This is a genomic window from Geomonas agri (genome assembly GCF_020179605.1).
In the GTDB taxonomy this organism is placed as follows: Bacteria; Desulfobacterota; Desulfuromonadia; order Geobacterales; family Geobacteraceae; genus Geomonas; species Geomonas agri.
Map to the genome: position 1 here is coordinate 434155 of NZ_JAINZO010000002.1, position 16698 is coordinate 450852.

The window sequence follows — 16698 nt, forward strand, 5'->3', positions numbered from 1 at the left end:
AACCGGGTGCCTTCGTCCTTCTCCTGGTTGTCACTGCTGTTAGCCCTCGCTGTAAGTCCCGGTAAGCGAAACCTCCGCCAGGATGTGATCCTGCATGGCAACGTCCAACTGCCCCTTGCTGGCGGTCCCCGCCAGTTCCAGGGTGGTGTCCAGCGCGTAGAGCCGGAAGATGTAGCGGTGGCTCCCTGACGGCGGGCACGGCCCGCCGTACTGGTTATGCCCCCAGCTGTTCTTTCCGATCACCACCTCGCGCGGCTCGGCCTGCTCCACCAGCGTCGTCACCCTGGGGCCGATGTTCCAGAGTATCCAGTGCACCCACAACCCGTTCGGGGCATCCGGGTCCTCCATGACCAGCGCCAGCGACTTGGCCCCTTCCGGGATGTTCTCGAACCGCAGCTCGGGGTTCATGTTGTCGCCGTCGCAGGTGTACCTGGCCGGAATGCGCCCGTTGTCGTGGAAGGCCGGGCTGGTCAACCGCATCTTTTCCATGAGTCACCCCCTTGTCCTGTTGTACCGGCGCGGATGCGCTGGCACACCTCGTCATCGTTCCCTCCCCTGCGCCACCGCGGCAACCTTTACCTCGATGACCAGGTCGTCCACCTGTGCGAACTGCTCCGTTACCGCACCCACCGGCCGCAGCAATTCCACGTGCCATTGTCCCTCGTTCACCGGCCGCCCCACCGGGCTCACATTGAGGTGGGTAACCATGCCGCAGAACTCGGAGCGGCGCACCGAACGCCGGTTCTCCACCCGCCCGAGGATGATCTCTGAGAGTTCGCGTTGGTCCACCTCCACCCGCTGCCCGCTCCGCAGGTAGTACGCCGTCTCGGGGAGCCGCAGCAGCGCCGACCACGGCACTCCGCCTGCCTCGCCGAGCAGCGACGCGCTCACGCCGCGGAAGCGGCAGTTCTCGAAGCCCTGGAACAATTCGCTTGGGACCTGGAGTCGCACCGGAAAGCTGTCCCGGGCGTGGCGCAACTGCCCCCAGGCGTTGCGGTTCATCAAGGCGCGCACGGAGAAGGCGCGGGTGAAAGTCTGCTCCCCCTGGCGGTACAGCGCGAGCCATTCAAGTGCGTTCCTGGTCCAGATTAGGTTGCTGGCCAGGGAGGCGCCCAGCGTTTCCGACCAGGAACTGAGCGGCGACGCCACCTCGTACCCGAAGATACGCCGCAACCCTTCCTCCGCCACCGCGACCCGGTTCAGCCCCTCCTCGTAGTCGCGGCACAGGCGCCCGAGCACCAGGTCGCGCTGCTCATCGAGCGCCAGTGGGCCTCCCGGACCGGTCAGCTCCCTCCTGCGCCGGATCGACTCGCCACGCAACTCGAGCATGCTGGTTATGGCAGTCGGCTCCTCCGCCACCGTGGGCTCTACGGCAGCCTCTGCCTCGGATGCTCCCTCTGCTGGCGCCCCTTCCGTGTCGTGGTGTGCTGCTTCTCCCTCTTCCTTTTCCTGTGCCTCGGCAGCCGCCGGTTCCGACACGGGCTCTTCCGCCGCCGGTTCCTCCCCTTGCACTCGCCGCCGGTCCAGTTCCAGTTCCTGCTTTAGGATCTCCAGGTCGTGGCTTAGTTCCTGCCAGGCGCGGTCCAGCGCTGCGTATTCCCTGAATTCCGCCACGGCGCGCGCCAGCAGCCCCTCTGCCTGCTCCAGTAGCACCTCCGCCTGGCGTGGCTGGAACCGTGCGGCCAGCAATTCCGGGTCAGGTCGATAGGCAACGACGTTACAGGCCAGCTTGCTCATGGCAGCCTCCTGGTCTTGTTCCGGCTCGGAATGGGGGCGGCCTGAGCCGCCCCTGCACTGTTACAGGAAGGTGGTCCTGGTTCCCTCGGACAGGCGCGAGATCAGGTCCTGGCAGATTTTCTCGCAGTTTTGGCAGGTAGCCCGGCAGATACGGCAGTGCTGGTGCATTTCGGAGTGGACCTCGCACTCCTGCATGCACAGGCGGCAGGCGACGGCGCAGCTTTCGAGTTGGGTCCTGAGCAGTTGGGGGACGGGATCGGTCTGGCGGGCAAGGATGCGGGAGGTGGTCTGGCAGATGTCGGCGCAGTCCAGGTTGAGACTGATGCACTTGGTGAGGTTTTGCACCATCTGCTCGCCTAGGCAGGCATCGGCGCAGCTGGTGCAAACATCCGCGCACTCAACTAGCGAGTTGATGCACTCGGTGATGGCGGTGACGTCCATGGTGAGTTTTCTGGGGTGGGCAGCGAACATCTCGGTTGTTTTCATGCAGTTCTCCTTGGTCTGGTTGGAATGGCGTACAAACAATTAGCACATTCTAACCATATGCCTGGAGAATTCAACGCGGGAAGGGAAGTTCTAGTGCTCCGACGCAGGCCGCCCCGCCGCCGCGGACCACTCCCTGATCGCCAGCGCCTCCTGCTCCGAGATGCCGAGGCTGAGCAGGAACGAGTGATGCGCCTGGGGCGCGCGCCGCTCGAACTCGACATGCCACGTCTCCATGGCCTGGTCGTCCATCCCCGCGGCGCGCAGCATGGCCACCCAGGTCTCCTTGTCCACGCTTTCGGGGAATCCTCCCTCCGACTGCACCCGGAGCATCCGGGCCAAAAGATGCTGCTGGGCCTGCAGGGCACGGATCTCGGCGCCGATGGCGGCAAGTCGCTTGCTGAGTACGGATGTTTCCCCCTGCTCCTGTTCCAGCAGGGAGCGGGTCTCCTCGACGGAGAGCCCCGCCTTGCGGAAGGAAACGATGGCGGCCAGACGCTCGAGATCGGCCTCGGAATACAGGCGGTAGCCCGCCTCGCTACGCCCGGACGGGGACAGGAGCCCCTCCTGGTCGTAGTAGAGCAGCGTGCTGCGGGACAGGCCGAACTTGCGGGCCAACTGGCTGATGCGGTACATGATGCCTCCTGCGAAGGAAGCGGCCCCGGGCGAACCCGGGGCCGCGGTGAGGAAGATGCCACGAAGATGAGATGTCGCTTGTGCGGCGCCCTCACCCCTGCCCCTCTCCCGGAGGGCGAGGGGAAATGTTGGAAGCCTCCACTTCGTCAAGCGTGATGCTTGCGGATGGCGGCGATGCGCTCGGCGGAAAGCCCCAGCCACTCCAGGAATTCCTGGTGCCCCTCCGGGTTCTCCCGCTCGAACAGGCGGTGCCACTGCTCCATGGCCGCGTCGTCCAGGCCGATCGCCCGGAACCGGGCCGTCCACTCCTCTACCGTTACCTTGCTCATAGTCGTCTCCTTGTGCTGTTAGTGGGTCATGGCCATGACAGCAGGAATACTAAACCGTGAAGCTGTAGACGGGTCAATAAAAAAAGCAAGGTACGTTTCTATGTCGTACGTTCTACGTGCTAGGTTCGGGACCAAGGGCGAACGAGGCGCAGTGAGCGGGAGCTGGGAGCGGGGGCAGGGGCGGGACGGCTGACGCCGGGGACGGTGCCGGTTTTTCGCCAGCATGCGTTGAATTCACGACGCACGCCCCTATAATGAGAGCTGGCGTCACGCCGCTCACATCTTTGCCGGGAGGTCTCCATGGAAAGACGGCAGTTCATCAAGATATTGGGCATGTCATCACTTTTCCTGCACGGTTGGCTGCGCAACCTGTTTGCGGCGCAAGGGCCCATGGTGGCCGTGGCCCAAGGCACCGACCACGCCGGCATCACCCGCAAGGCACTGGCAGCGCTGGGCGGCATGCAGCAGTTCGTGAAACCGGGACAGACCGTAGTGGTGAAGCCCAACATCGGCTGGGACCGCACGCCGGAGTACGCGGCCACCACCAACCCCACGGTGGTGAAGACGGTGGTGGAGGAGTGCCTGAAGGCGGGGGCGAAAAGGGTGAAGGTCTTCGACCGCACCTGTAACGACCCGCGCCGCTGTTACGCCTCGAGCGGCATCGAGTCAGCCCTGCGCGGCATGAAAGGCGTCGAGGTGAAGCACCTCGAGGAGGAGCGCTTCAAGAAGGTAGCGCTGAACGGCAAGGTACTCAAGGAGTGGGAACTCTACGGCGAGGCGCTCTCCGCCGACGTCTACATCAACGTCCCGGTCGCCAAGCACCACGGCCTGAGCCGCCTCACCCTGGGCATGAAGAACGTGATGGGAATCATGGGGGGAAGCCGCGGGGCCATCCACAAGAACATCGACCAGGCGCTCGCCGACGTGAACGCCTCCTTCCGCCCTCACCTCACCCTGATCGACGCCACCAGGATCCTCACCGCCCATGGCCCGCAAGGGGGCAACCTCGCCGACGTCAAGGTTCTGAACCGGGTGATCGCCTCCACCGACATTGTCGCCGCCGACGCCTACGCAACCACCCTGTTCGGCCTCAAACCCGCCGACATCGCCGTGACCCGCACCGCGTACCAGCGCGGGCTGGGCGAGATGAACCTCGACAAGATGAGGATCGTCCGGGTGTGAAAAAGGTAACCTCCGCCCGCATCTCGCAGCTTTTGTTCCTCGCCCTGTTCCTGGTCCTGTTCCTGATGACCGAGTACCGGGGCAGCGACCGCATCGTGGCCGCGGTGAACGGCTTCTTCCGCGCCAATCCGCTCACCGCCGCGAGCACCATGCTGGCGGCGAGAGAGTACCAGCCGCTACTCTTACCCGGCCTGCTCGTGCTCGTCGCGGCGGTGTTCCTGGGCCGATTCTTCTGCGGCTGGATCTGCCCGCTGGGAACCATCCTCGACCTGGTCACCGGCAGGATCCGCAAGGTGGGCGCCATCCGCGCCCTCACCGGACGGGCCAAGTACTGGCTGCTGCTGCCGCTCTTGATCGCCTCCCTGCTCGGGGTGAACCTGGCCGGCCTGCTTGACCCCATCGCGCTGCTCTTACGCGCCCTCACCTTCTTCTTCCATCCCCTGTTCGGGGACACGGTGCGCGGCGGCTGGCGTTCACTGTACGGTCTCATCGGGGAGCGGCGCGACCTCTTTGACCCCGGCTACCGCCTGCTGCGCGATTACCTCCTCCCCTTCCGGGAAACCCTCTACCCGCTCGCCTTTTTATCGGCGCTCCTGTTCGTGCTGATCCTGTTCCTGGAGCGCTACGAACGGCGCGCCTGGTGCCGTCGCCTCTGCCCGCTGGGGACCCTGCTCGGGCTGGTCTCCCGCCTCGGCCCCCTGCGCCGCATCCCCGCGAAGCTCTGCGCCGACTGCCAGGCCTGCCGCGAACACTGCCCCACCTCCTTTGACCGGGACCTGCTGCAAATGGAAGAATGCATCCTCTGCCTGGAGTGCTCCCTGCGCTGCCCGTCGCAGCGGGTGCGCTTCCGGTTTGCCGGCCCGCGCCCGCAGGTCGGCACGGTGATGGAGCGGCGCGTGTTTCTCGGGGGACTGGTGGGCGGGGTGGTCCTGGCAAGGGGATTACGCTTCCGGGAACCGGCCGCGGAGGCTAAGCTCTTGCGGCCGCCGGGGGTGCGCGACGAGGATGAGTTCCTGAAAAAGTGCGTGCGCTGCGGCGAGTGCATGAAGGTCTGCCTGAGAAGCGCACTCTACCCCGCCTTCTTCCAGGCCGGCGCGCAGGGGCTCTACACCCCGCTCTTGGTACCGCGCCTTGGTTACTGCGAGTACAACTGCACCCTGTGCGGCCAGGTCTGCCCCACCGGCGCCATTCCAGATCTCGGCAAGGAAGAGAAGCAGCGCCAGGTGATCGGCAAGGCGGTCTTCGACAAGAACCACTGCCTCCCCTTCGCCAAGAGGATCGACTGCATCGTCTGCGAGGAGCACTGCCCTATCCCCGGCAAGGCGATCCGGTCCGAGCGGGTCGAGTTGACCGGATTCGACGGGGTGAAGAGAGTCGTGCAGCAGCCCTACGTGGTGGATGAACTCTGCAACGGTTGCGGCATCTGCGAAAACGTCTGCCCGTTGGAGGGTAAAGCGGCCATCGAGGTATTCAGGGTGAAGGACCGGACGCCACTCAAGGCTTCCTCCGGCGGGGCTTCCTCCAGCGGGGCGCCCCCGGTTAGTGATCCCTATGTCGACCCATATGCGGGGGGAGGCTCGTAGCCCACTGCCGCAGGTCAGGTGGCGCCGTCGAGCACCTCGCGCACCTTGCCGGCCAGCTCCGCGAGGGAGAATGGCTTCTGCAGGAAGTTAATGCCCGGGTCCAGAACACCCCGCTCCGCGATGACCTCGGCGGTGTACCCGGAGACGAAGACCACCTTCAGGGCCGGGCAGCGCGACTTCATCTTTTCGGACAGGTCGCGCCCGTTCATCTCCGGCATGACCACGTCCGTGATCAAAAGCTGCAGGCGGCCGCGGTGCTCCTCCGCCAGGGCGAGGGCCGCCGCGGGGCTGCTGGCATCGAGCACCCGGTATCCCAGCCCCTTGAGCATGGAGTCGGCGAGAGCAAGGATCGCCGGTTCGTCCTCCACCAGCAGGATCGTCTCGTCCCCACCCCGCACCTCCTGCCGCACCGCCTCCTGGCGTGTTTCCTCCTGCTCCAGGTCGCGCGGCAGAAAGATCGAGAAGGTGCTCCCCTTGCCCGGCTCGCTGTAGACGTTGATGAACCCGTTGTTCTGCCTGACGATGCCGTAGACCGTGGACAGGCCGAGACCGGTCCCCTCGCCGACTGCCTTGGTGGTGAAGAAGGGTTCGAAGATGTGGCTGACGGTCTCCTTATCCATGCCGCTGCCGTCGTCGCTCACCGAAAGCACCACGTACTCGCCGGGAACCGCATCGACGTGGGTACCTGCGTATCCGGCGGCGACGGTCCGGTTCGCGGTCTCGATGGTGATGATCCCGACCCCGCCGATGGCGTCGCGGGCGTTGACGCAGAGGTTGGCGAGGATCTGGTCCAACTGGCTCGGATCCATCTTGATGTGCCAAAGCTGGGGTGCCGGGTGCCAGGCCAGGTGCACCTCCTCGCTGATCAGGCGTTGCAGCATCTTCAGGGTACCGGCGATGGCGTCGTTCAGGTCGAGCGCCCTGGGTGCGATGGTCTGCTTCCTGGCAAAGCCGAGCAGTTGCTTGGTCAGGTTGGCGGACCGGTTGCCGGCGTTGCGAATCTGCTCCAGGTTACCGTAGACCTCGTGGGTCGGCGGCAACTTCATCAGGGCCATCTCCGCATGCCCCAGGATCACCGTGAGCATGTTGTTGAAGTCGTGTGCCACCCCCCCGGCCAGCCTGCCGACCGATTCCATTTTCTGCGCCTGGTGCAGCTGCCCCTCCAGCCGGTCCTTCTCCTCCTCGGCCCGCCTGCGTTCGGTGACGTCGTGCCCGACGCCGAGCACCCCGACCAGCCGTCCCTCCATGTCGTACATGGGGGTCTTGATGACGTCCACCAGGAGCCTTTCCCCGTCCGCAAGGTCCAGCCACTCGTCGTTTCTGCTGTGACCTCCCGCCTCGATGGCCCGGCGATCGTAGCTGCGGAAGAAGTCGGCGGTTTTCCGGTCCACGAAGTCGTAGTCGGTCTTCCCCACGATGTCGCGCTCCGGCGCCCCGAAGTAGCGCTCGAACATCTTGTTGCAGGAAAGGTAGACCCCGTCGGCATCCTTCAGCCAGAGCAGGTCGGGGAGGGTATCGATCACGGTGCGGAAGCGTTTCTCGCTCTCGCTGTAGCGGCGCGCCTCCTGTTGCAGTTCGCGGTAGCGCCCGTCCAGCATGGAGACCATCCTGGCCATGGATGTCCGCAGCACCTCCATCTCCCCCTCGAAGGTGAGACCGGAGAGGGAGGTGGACGATGCCGGTCCGGCGCCGCTCACCTCGACCGCGTAGGCCTGCAGCAGCCGCAACGGGTTCAGCACGATCCTCTTGAGGATCCAGTACAGCCCCAGTACCAGCACCAGGTCCAGCAGCACGATGCTGGCGGCGAAGTACAAGGTCGCGCTGCGCAGCTCCTTCTCGAGGAAGGCGGTGGTGGCGGAGATGGTCATGGTGCCTACCGGAGCGTCTCCGTAATAGACCTGCTCCTGCAGCACGATGTCGGTGTCCTTTTGCACCGGCGGCAGGGTCACCGTCTCCCAATGCTCTCCGCGGCTGCGCGCCGCCAGGACCGGGCCGGCGTGCACCACGATGCCGGAGAGGTTGCCGTTTTTCATCCCCCCGTCCAGCACCTTGTCGAGCTGGGCGTTATCGAAGTTCCACAGTGCCGAGGCGATCGCTGGCGCCAGTTGTTCGGCGTCAGTCTGCACCCCCTGCCGCAGTTTCCCCATCTCCCGGTCGCGGAAGATCATTATCGCGGAAGCCGCGAAAATGGTCAGGATGACCGTGGCCACGGCCACCAGGGTGGCGGTGATCCGGAAGGAAAGGGACGTACTGCGCAACATCGAGAACCTCCGGTGGCTAGGGTGCAGTGGGGAATTTCATGTACTTCTCCAGCAGCTTGTCGGCGGTGCCATCCCGTTCCAGTTCTTCCAGGTGCCTGCTCACCTCGTCCACCAGCGAGGCGCAGGGCGATTTCCTGCTGAACGCGAAATAGATGCTCCTGCTGGTCACCGGGGTGTCCAGGCTCACGATCCTGCCGTTTCCGATCCGGTCCAGGTAGTAGGTCCCCGGGTACTTTCCGGTTATGAAGTAATCCACGTTTCCCGCGTCAAGGCGCCTCAGGTTCTCCACCACCGTGTTGGCCTCCTTGATGTCGAGTTCCTTGCGCCGGTAGCGGTCGAACTCCTCCCCGAAACTGTCCCCCAGGCTGATGGCTCCCTTGTGCCCCTTGAGGTCCTGCCAGGAACGCATCGGGAATGTCCTGTCCTTGCGCACGAAAACGACGGCGGGGTTGGGGAAGGAACGGTGCTCGGTGAAGACCAGGAACTTCTCGCGCTCGGGCGTCTTGCGCAGGCTCACCACCAGGTCGACCCCTCCCTGCTCGGCCAGGTACAGCACCCGCTTCCAGGGGTACACCACCGGGCGCGCCGTCACCCCCTTCGGGAGCGCCAGGGACAGCAGTTCGATACTCGCCCCCTCGAACCCCTTCCCCGCAGCCCAGTGGAAGGGTGGATACTGGGGATTGGCGGAATAGACCAGGCTCGTGCAGCCGACGGGGGCTGCCCCGGCCAGGGCGGGCGAGAGCAGTACGGTCAGGACCAGGCAGGCCTTCATCGTCGAAACGTTCATGGCTCCCCCTTTCGCGACCTCGGTCAGTACCCCTCCATGTAGCGCTTCAGGTGCTTTTTCAAAAGCTTCTGGGGCACCCCTTTGGCATCGAGTTCCCGCAGCCTGGTGCTCACGTACTCCGCCAGCGGCGCGCAGGGCGACTTTTTGCTGAAGCCGAAATGGATGTCCTGGTTGGAGATGGCGGGGAGGACCGGCACGATCTCGTGGCTGGTCGGATGTTTGGCCAGGAAGGCCTGACCCGCGTAGAGGCTGGTTACGAAGTAGTCGATCCTCCCGCTGTCCAGCTTCTGGTAGTTCTCCAGCATGCTCGGAGCCTCCTCCATGTGCAGGTTGCTGCGCCAGTACTGGTCGAAACCGCCCCCGAAGGTGTCCCCGGCGCTCATCCCCCCCTTGAGACCGACGAGGTCCTTCCACTGGCGATAGGGAAAATCCCGATCCTTGCGCTTGAAGAACACGATCGGGTTGGGAAAGGCACGATGCGAGGTGAAGACGAGGTACCGCTCGCGCTCCGGCGTGATGCGCAGGCTGGCCAGGAGGTCGATTTGCCCGCTTTCGGCAAGGAACATGGATCGTTTCCATGGAAAGAGCGCCGGCTTGGCCGATACCCCCGGCGGCAGCACCATGTTCAGCAATTCGATGCTGGCGCCGTCGAAGTTCCTGCCGTCGGTGCTCCAGTCGTAGGGGGGATACTGCGGGTTGGTGGAATAGACCACGGTCCGGCAGGCCGCCGGCAGCGCAGGCTTTTCAGCAGCGCCGGTGACAACGGCCGGCGCGAGGAGAAGAGCAAGCGCCGTGAGTAGTTGTTTCGCCCTTACTGTCACAGCCGCCCCTTTCGCTGTCAGATTGCCCCTACACATGGAACTTCCTCATGACTTGTTCATACGTTACGCGATAAAGATATCACATTTTATGTTACAGACGGTTGATGTGACAATTACTACGGCCATCAGGATAATCGAAAGCTCCCGTCACAAACGTCCTACGTCCAGGGCAAGAGCTGCACAATCAAACGGTAACGCCCTCGATGTCCCCGTTACTACATCGGGCGCCTGGCGCTGCACCTTTAGCGCAGACGCGGCGGCCACCCAAAACAGGGAGACCAGTACACCGTTTACTGGTGCGGGAGTTGCACCTCCCTTTCCGGCTCCCGCTGCCGTGTACCGGGCGCGGACGACCCAAACGACCAAGCAAGGAGAAACTAAATGGCCACAGCCAGGATGGGAGACACCATCACCATCAGCTACATCGGGACCCTGGACGACGGCACCATCTTCCACAGTACCGAGACCTATGGCCCGCTGACGGTGACCCTGGGGAGACGCGAACTCTTCCCGGCGCTGGAGCAGGCCATCGTCGGTATGCGGCCGACGGAGACCAGGAACATCGTCCTCAGCGCGGCCGAAGCCTACGGGATGCACCTCAAGGAGAACATCATCGAGGTGGCGCGCGGCTGTTTCCCTGCTGAAAAAGAGATCAGGCCGGGCCAAAAACTGGGCATTGAGTTCGCCGGCGGTGCGGCGCGGGTAATGATGGTGACCACGGTGACCGAGGAGGCGGTGACGCTGGACGGCAACCACCCGCTGGCCGGCTGCAACCTCACCTTCGCGCTGCGCCTGGACCTGATCCGGCACAACAGCCCCGACCGCTACGTCTCTTTCGCGGGGATCGAGGGGGACAAGAACTCGCAGGAGCTGATTGCGCTGCTGCGGCGGCACATCGACGCCCCGGAGAAGAGCAACCCGTTTTGGGAGAAGTTCAAGGAGAAACTGGCGCAGGTCGGGCAGCCCGACCACAACGGCGGCCGCAGCCTGGACGAGCTGTTCCTGGTGCACTCCTACATCAACAACATCCGTGAAATCTTCGAGGAGTACGATGACCAGGAGGCGCTCAGGCTGCTGGAGCAGGTAGAGAGGGAAAGTTGCTAGGAGGTGCGCGGCAGCCGGTTGCGGCTGCCGCGCCATGACTGCGCCTAGAAGGCTTCGAACTGCTGGTCGAGTTCGGTGAGGCTGATATCGACACCGGCGGACTGGCCCGCGTGGGTGAGCTTGGCGCTCTTGCCCCCCTTGGTCCTCACGGGAGCGTCCTTCCGCACAGGCTTCGCCTCCTGCCCCGGCTCCTGCCAGCGCGGCTTGTGCATGGTGCGCTCCTGGCCAATGTTGAAGTAGCCGATGGTGACCTGGAGCTGCTCGGACTGCGAGGAAAGCTCTTCTGCCGTCGCCGACATCTGCTCGCTCGCCGAGGCGTTTTGCTGGATCACCTGGTCCAGCTGCTGGATCGCCTTGTTGATCTGGGCCGCGCCGCTGTCCTGTTCCTTGCAGGCGGCGGAGATCTCCTGCACCAGTTCCGCGGTGCGCTGGATGTCCGGCAGCATCCGGTCCAGCATCTGTCCGGCGGTCTCGGCCACCTCCACGCTGGTGGAGGAAAGTTCCGAGATCTCCGCGGCGGCGCGCTGGGAGCGCTCGGCCAGCTTTCTCACCTCGCTTGCGACCACCGCGAACCCTTTGCCGTGTTCCCCGGCCCGTGCCGCCTCGATGGCCGCGTTGAGCGCCAACAGGTTGGTCTGCCGAGCGATCTCCTCTATGATGGAAATCTTGCCGGCGATATCCTTCATTGCCTGCACCGTCTGCGCTACCGCCCTGCCCCCCTCCTGGGCGTCTTGCGCCGACTTCACCGCGATCTTCTCGGTCTGCAGTGCGTTGTCCGCGTTCTGCCTGATGTTGGAGGACATCTCCTCCATGGAGCTGGAGGCCTGCTCGGCTGCCGCTGCCTGTTCGCTCGCCCCCTGCGAGAGCTGCTGCGACCCGGATGACATCTGCTGGCTCCCACCTGCCACGTTGTTGGCGGCCTCCTTGACGTCGGTCACCACCGCGGAGAGCTTGGACACCATGCTGGAAAGGGAGCGCATCAGTTCGTCGTTGGCGGAACGCTCGGTGAGCTGCACGGTGAGGTTGCCGCCCGCTACCTCCTTGGCCGCCGCCGTGATGTTGGCGATGGCCTCGATCAACTGGTTCAGATTGCTCTTGATCTGGTTGAAGTCGCCGCGGTACTCCTCCCTGATAGCAGGCGGCATGTCCCCCATGGCAATCCGCTCGACGTAATCCGCTGCCACCTTCAGGGGGCCGATCACCGCGTCCAGCGTCTGGTTCACCCCTTCCACGATGCGCCTGAAATCGCCCTGGTGTTTATCGGCAGCGGCACGGGTGTCCAGTCTCCCTTCCACCGCCGCTTGCGACAGCGCGTTGGCGTCCTGGACCAGGGCCTTGATCCGCTCCGTCATCCCCTTGAGTGCGGTCAGCAGTTGCCCCGACTCGTCCGCAGACTCGGTGTCGAGGTTCGCAGTCAGATCCCCCGCAGCGATCTTGTTGGCCGCATCGACTGCCTTGGCCAAAGGTTTGGTGATTGCGTTAGCCAGCAGTTTAGCGAACAGGAAGGCGAGGAGGGCACAGACGATACCTCCGGCCACCAGGATCAGCTTGGTACGCGACTCCAGGCTCTCTGCCGTCTTCATCCGTTCCGCGAGCAGCGACAGTTCATCTTTCTGCATGTCGGCCAGCACCGCGCGCATGGCGTCCATGAATTGCTTTCCCTTCGCCTGCTGCACCGTCTTCACCACCTGTTCCATGGCCGAGGCGCTCCCCGCTGCCTGGCGCCGCTGCGCAATCAGCGGATCGACGTCGACCTTCAGCCAGTCATCCTTGGACTGCAGCAGCTTGGTCAGGCGCTCCTGCTGTTTCGGGTTGTCGGCAGTGAGGCGTTTGGCCTCTTCCCATGCCTTGGTGAAGTCCGCCTTCCCGGCATTGAGAGGCTCCAGGAACTTGTCCTCTCCGGTAAGGGCGAACCCCCGCTCGCCCGTTTCGATGTTGACCAGGGCGGTCAGTATATTACCCACCTCGCCGGTCACCTGGTAGGTGTGTACGTTCATCCTGTTGGCGGTGCCAAGGGCCGTGAGATTGATGTAGGCCACGGCAACCAGTACTGCAACCAAGACGATGATGACGGCAAACACCGAGTACAGCTTTTTTCCGATTTTCAGGTCCCTGAAAAAGTCCATCCTGCTCCTCCCATTCACTGTTACGGTTCGCTTTTTGACAGCCGATGTCTCCGGATATCGGCCCAAGACGTGGGAGGTTTAGAACTTATTTTTACGAAAGTTCCCAAGACCATGGTGACATTCTCTGCTCGCGCGCAATTCCGTATACTTAGATTCATATTATTTTTTACTGAGATGGTGGGGTTTCTTCTCCTGCTCCCACTCTCACAGCCACGTCGGCATCTGTGGTTGAGGCTGCCGCAACTTCTGCCCCCTGCCGATTTACCCTCAAGTTTTCCGCGTAATGACCGATTAGGCACGACTAAGACAGCCCCAGCTTCTCGTAGTAAAAAAGAAGAATTACTGCTAAACTAGACAGGCTGCCCACGCATTGGCTGATCCTTAACATCTGCTATGACAGAGTGATCTTTCGATCAGGGAGATGGGAAATGGCGGAAGGTTTGCAACTGAGAAAGTTTCTTGCCCCGGAGTTCATCTTCGGAGCGGGAGCCCGCGAGTTGGCAGGGCGCTACGCGAAGAACCTGGGCGGGCGCAAGGTGATGGTGGTGTCGGACCCCGGCGTGGTCAAAGCGGGGTGGACCAAGGACGTCACCGACAGCCTGGACGCCGCCGGCGTACCATGGGTTCTCTTTACCGCGCTGACCCCCAACCCAAAGGCGGACGAGGTCATGGCCGGCGTCGCGCTGTACCAGGCGGAATATTGCGACGCCCTGGTGGCGGTAGGCGGCGGCAGTCCGATTGACTGCGCCAAGGGTATCGGCATCGTCACCTCCAACCACAAGCACATCCTCGACTTCGAAGGGGTCGACATGGTGAAGTCCCCCATGCCACCCCTCATCTGCATCCCGACCACCGGCGGCACCTCCGCCGACGTCTCCCAGTTCGCCATCATCAGTAACCCGCGCGAGAGGGTAAAGATCGCCATCATCAGCAAGTCCGTGGTGCCGGACATCGCCCTCATCGACCCGGTCACCCTGATCACCATGGATCCCTACCTGACCGCCTGCACCGGGCTGGACGCCATGACCCACGCCATCGAGGCCTTCGTCTCCACCGCCAGATCCTCCATGACCGACCTGCACGCGCTGGAGGCGCTCAAGCTCTTGTCGGCGAACCTCATCCCCAGCATCCACAACCTCGACAACGAGGAGTTCAGGAGCCAGGTGATGATGGGCAGCCTGCAGGCCGGCCTCGCCTTTTCCAATGCCATCCTCGGCGCCAACCACGCCATGGCCCACAGCTTGGGCGGCGCGCTGGACCTGGCCCACGGCGAATGCAACGCCATCCTTTTGGACCACGTCATCGACTTCAACTTCGATGCCGCGCCCGAGCGTTTCGAGAAGATCGCCGAGGCCTTCGGGCTGGACCTGCGCGGACTCACCCTACCCCAGAAGAAACAGCACCTCCTCGACCACGTGCGCAAGCTCAAGGCCGACGCCGGGGTAAGCCGCACCCTGGCAGAAGTCGGGGTGGGGCGCGACGATCTGAGGCTCTACAGCGAGCATGCGCTGAAGGACCCCTGCATGGCCACCAACCCGCGCCGCGCCTCCAAGAGGGATATCGAGGTCGTGTATGAAGAATCCCTCTGATCCCCGCCCCCCCGGCTACTCCGACACCCCCCCCGAGCCCGCCGACAGCATCGACTCCGTCGGTTCCGCACCGCCGCAGGACGCGCTGGAAGCGCTGCAGCGCAAGCTGGCAGGGCTCGGGGAAACCTCCATGCGCAAGACCTACTACCCCGAGCTGCAACAGCGCCTGGAGGAACTGGAGCGCCTCAAGGCCTTCCTCGACCATAGCAACGACGCCATCTTCCTGGTCGAGGTGGTTACCGGCCGGATCGTCGATCTCAACGAATCTGCCAGCCGGCAGCTGGGGTGGAGCCGAACCGAACTGCTGCAAAAGTCTCTCTTCGACCTTTCCGACCTGCAGAACAACCCCGCCGCCGTCTCGCTGATCCGCTGCACCGAGGAGGATTCCGACGTGCGCGACCTGATCGTCACCGAACTGTACCGGCAGGACGGCGAGAGCTTCTGGGCCGAGCTCATGCTGAACCGGATGCACTTCAGGGACCGCGCCTACGTCCTGGCCGTCGCCCGCGACATCACCGAGAGGCGCGCGGTCGAGGAGGCGCTGCGCCAGAGCGAGGAGTTCCTCAAGAACATCGTCGACCACATCCCCGCCATGGTCTTCGCCAAGGATGCCCAGCTGCTGCGCTTCATCACCATCAACAAGTACGGCGAGGAACTGCTCGGCTACACCAGGCGGGAGATCCTGGGCAAAAGTAACGCCGATCTTTTTCCCGCGGAGCAGGCAGAGTTCTTCAGCCAGAAAGACCGGGAAACCCTGGAACAGGGCGAACTGGTAGAGATTCCCGAAGAGGTGGTCTCAACGCCGGTCGGGGACCGGGTGCTGCGCACCAAGAAGATCCCGCTGCTCGACGAGCAGGGCAAGGCCCGCTACCTGCTGGGCATCGCCGAGGACATTACCGAGCGCAAGCAGCTCGAGGAGAAGCTGGTGCAATCGCAGAAGATGGAGGCGATCGGGCAGCTGGCGGGGGGGGTGGCCCACGATTTCAACAACATCCTCATGGTGATCCTGGGCTACGGCAGCATGCTGAAAAACGATCAGTCGCTGGCGGCGCCGCACCGCGAGCAGGTCGATCGGATCATGGACGCGGCGGACAAGGCGGCGCAGCTCACCTCGGGGCTACTCACCTTCAGCCGCAAGCAGGTGATCAAGACCCAGACCGCGGACCTCAACGAGGTGATCCGGCACGTGCAGAAGTTCCTGTCCCGCATCATCGGCGAGGACGTGCAGTTAAAGGCCGTATTCGCCGGGCATCCCCTGCCGGTGGACATCGACGCCAACCAGATCGAGCAGGTCCTGGTGAACCTCTCCACCAACGCGCGCGACGCCATGCCGCACGGTGGGCTCCTCACCGTGCAGACATCGCTGCAGCGCATCGACCCTGGTTTCGTCCAGGCCAACGGCATCGGCGAGCCCGGCCCCTATGCGGTGGTCTCCATCTCGGACACCGGCGTCGGCATGGACGACGCCACCAGGAAGAGGATCTTCGAACCCTTCTTCACCACCAAGGAGGTGGGTAAGGGAACGGGGCTCGGCATGTCCATCGTGTACGGGATCATCAAGCAGCACTCCGGCTTCGTCAACGTCTACAGCGAGCCCGGCATCGGCACCACCTTCCGTATCTACCTGCCGCTCAGCGTCACCAGTCCCCTCGCCGAGGCGGCCCTGAGAGACGTGGAACAACCCAAGGGGGGGAGCGAGACCATCATGGTGGTCGAGGACGAGGCGGACCTGCGCGTCCTTTTGGAGCAGATCCTTACCGGCGCGGGATATCGCGTCCTCATAGCCGAAAACGGTGCGTTGGCCGTGCAGCAGTACGCCAAGTCGGGAAGGGAGATCTCTCTCGTGCTCATGGACATGATCATGCCCGGCATGAGCGGCAAGGACACCTGCAAGGCCATCAGGGAGCTCGACCCGAACGCACGCGTGCTCTACACCAGCGGCTACACCATGGACATCATCAAGAGTCGGGATCTGCTCGAGGAAGGGACGGAACTGCTCATGAAGCCGGTGCGGCCGTTGGAGCTTCTGAAAAAGGTGCGGGAGATGCTGGACGCCTGAC

14 protein-coding genes are annotated in these 16698 nt (G+C 63.8%); 5 read left to right on the forward strand and 9 right to left on the reverse strand.

Going from position 1 to position 16698, the window contains the following annotated elements; genetic code table 11:
- Positions 1-39 precede the first annotated feature (39 nt).
- From K7R21_RS13380 to K7R21_RS13400, 5 genes are all read right to left on the reverse strand, one after another.
- A complete protein-coding gene (locus K7R21_RS13380) occupies positions 40-489 on the reverse strand; it encodes a YbhB/YbcL family Raf kinase inhibitor-like protein (RefSeq protein WP_224983799.1) in 450 nt (149 codons plus the stop codon).
- Positions 490-540: 51 nt separating this feature from the next.
- A complete protein-coding gene (locus tag K7R21_RS13385; RefSeq protein ID WP_224983800.1) occupies positions 541-1737 on the reverse strand; it encodes a hypothetical protein in 1197 nt (398 codons plus the stop codon).
- Positions 1738-1797: 60 nt separating this feature from the next.
- The gene (locus K7R21_RS13390; RefSeq protein WP_224983801.1) at positions 1798-2223 is read right to left on the reverse strand and encodes a four-helix bundle copper-binding protein; all 426 of its coding nucleotides are present in this window, start codon (positions 2221-2223) and stop codon (positions 1798-1800) included.
- Positions 2224-2313: 90 nt separating this feature from the next.
- On the reverse strand, positions 2314-2856 hold the full coding sequence (locus K7R21_RS13395) for a MerR family transcriptional regulator (protein WP_224983802.1): 543 nt from the start codon (positions 2854-2856) through the stop codon (positions 2314-2316).
- Positions 2857-3002: 146 nt separating this feature from the next.
- A complete protein-coding gene (locus K7R21_RS13400) occupies positions 3003-3185 on the reverse strand; it encodes a MerR family transcriptional regulator (protein ID WP_224983803.1) in 183 nt (60 codons plus the stop codon).
- A 300-nt stretch (positions 3186-3485) separates the two neighbouring features.
- Here K7R21_RS13400 and K7R21_RS13405 point away from each other — a divergent pair, with 300 nt between their 5' ends.
- Both K7R21_RS13405 and K7R21_RS13410 read left to right on the forward strand, forming a co-directional pair.
- The gene (locus K7R21_RS13405) at positions 3486-4367 is read left to right on the forward strand and encodes a DUF362 domain-containing protein (protein ID WP_224983804.1); all 882 of its coding nucleotides are present in this window, start codon (positions 3486-3488) and stop codon (positions 4365-4367) included.
- Positions 4364-5950, forward strand: coding sequence for a 4Fe-4S binding protein (locus K7R21_RS13410; protein ID WP_224983805.1), 1587 nt, complete (start codon positions 4364-4366; stop codon positions 5948-5950). Before K7R21_RS13405 ends, K7R21_RS13410 begins: the two co-directional genes overlap by 4 nt.
- Before the next feature lie 14 nt (positions 5951-5964).
- Here K7R21_RS13410 and K7R21_RS13415 read toward each other — a convergent pair whose 3' ends face one another.
- From K7R21_RS13415 to K7R21_RS13425, 3 genes are read right to left on the reverse strand one after another with little or no spacing between them, the layout of a single operon-like run.
- On the reverse strand, positions 5965-8211 hold the full coding sequence (locus K7R21_RS13415; RefSeq protein ID WP_224983806.1) for an ATP-binding protein: 2247 nt from the start codon (positions 8209-8211) through the stop codon (positions 5965-5967).
- Positions 8212-8227: 16 nt separating this feature from the next.
- Positions 8228-8998, reverse strand: coding sequence for a substrate-binding periplasmic protein (locus K7R21_RS13420; RefSeq protein ID WP_224983807.1), 771 nt, complete (start codon positions 8996-8998; stop codon positions 8228-8230).
- Positions 8999-9021: 23 nt separating this feature from the next.
- Positions 9022-9819, reverse strand: a complete 798-nt coding sequence (locus tag K7R21_RS13425) for a substrate-binding periplasmic protein (RefSeq protein ID WP_224983808.1) — start codon at positions 9817-9819, stop codon at positions 9022-9024.
- A 381-nt stretch (positions 9820-10200) separates the two neighbouring features.
- Between K7R21_RS13425 and cowN the strand changes: the two genes are divergently transcribed.
- Entirely contained in the window at positions 10201-10923 is a 723-nt protein-coding gene (gene cowN / locus K7R21_RS13430; RefSeq protein ID WP_224983809.1) for a N(2)-fixation sustaining protein CowN, read from the forward strand.
- Between the two features lie 44 nt (positions 10924-10967).
- On the opposite strand, the gene K7R21_RS13435 is transcribed toward cowN, so the two are convergent.
- Positions 10968-13049, reverse strand: a complete 2082-nt coding sequence (locus tag K7R21_RS13435) for a methyl-accepting chemotaxis protein (protein ID WP_224983810.1) — start codon at positions 13047-13049, stop codon at positions 10968-10970.
- 428 nt (positions 13050-13477) lie between these two features.
- Here K7R21_RS13435 and ercA point away from each other — a divergent pair, with 428 nt between their 5' ends.
- Complete coding sequence (gene ercA / locus K7R21_RS13440; protein ID WP_224983811.1) at positions 13478-14638, forward strand: alcohol dehydrogenase-like regulatory protein ErcA; 1161 nt, start codon at positions 13478-13480, stop codon at positions 14636-14638.
- On the forward strand, positions 14622-16697 hold the full coding sequence (locus K7R21_RS13445) for a hybrid sensor histidine kinase/response regulator (protein WP_224983812.1): 2076 nt from the start codon (positions 14622-14624) through the stop codon (positions 16695-16697). Before ercA ends, K7R21_RS13445 begins: the two co-directional genes overlap by 17 nt.
- Position 16698 lies beyond the last annotated feature (1 nt).

Coding starts and splice junctions, on each gene's coding strand:
- cowN (WP_224983809.1), top strand. CDS start 10,201: ATGGCCACAGCCAGGATGGGAGACACCATCACCATCAGCTACATCGGG.
- K7R21_RS13420 (WP_224983807.1), bottom strand. CDS start 8,998: ATGAACGTTTCGACGATGAAGGCCTGCCTGGTCCTGACCGTACTGCTC.
- ercA (WP_224983811.1), top strand. CDS start 13,478: ATGGCGGAAGGTTTGCAACTGAGAAAGTTTCTTGCCCCGGAGTTCATC.
- K7R21_RS13445 (WP_224983812.1), top strand. CDS start 14,622: ATGAAGAATCCCTCTGATCCCCGCCCCCCCGGCTACTCCGACACCCCC.
- K7R21_RS13385 (WP_224983800.1), bottom strand. CDS start 1,737: ATGAGCAAGCTGGCCTGTAACGTCGTTGCCTATCGACCTGACCCGGAA.
- K7R21_RS13380 (WP_224983799.1), bottom strand. CDS start 489: ATGGAAAAGATGCGGTTGACCAGCCCGGCCTTCCACGACAACGGGCGC.
- K7R21_RS13390 (WP_224983801.1), bottom strand. CDS start 2,223: ATGAAAACAACCGAGATGTTCGCTGCCCACCCCAGAAAACTCACCATG.
- K7R21_RS13395 (WP_224983802.1), bottom strand. CDS start 2,856: ATGTACCGCATCAGCCAGTTGGCCCGCAAGTTCGGCCTGTCCCGCAGC.
- K7R21_RS13435 (WP_224983810.1), bottom strand. CDS start 13,049: ATGGACTTTTTCAGGGACCTGAAAATCGGAAAAAAGCTGTACTCGGTG.
- K7R21_RS13415 (WP_224983806.1), bottom strand. CDS start 8,211: ATGTTGCGCAGTACGTCCCTTTCCTTCCGGATCACCGCCACCCTGGTG.
- K7R21_RS13405 (WP_224983804.1), top strand. CDS start 3,486: ATGGAAAGACGGCAGTTCATCAAGATATTGGGCATGTCATCACTTTTC.
- K7R21_RS13400 (WP_224983803.1), bottom strand. CDS start 3,185: ATGAGCAAGGTAACGGTAGAGGAGTGGACGGCCCGGTTCCGGGCGATC.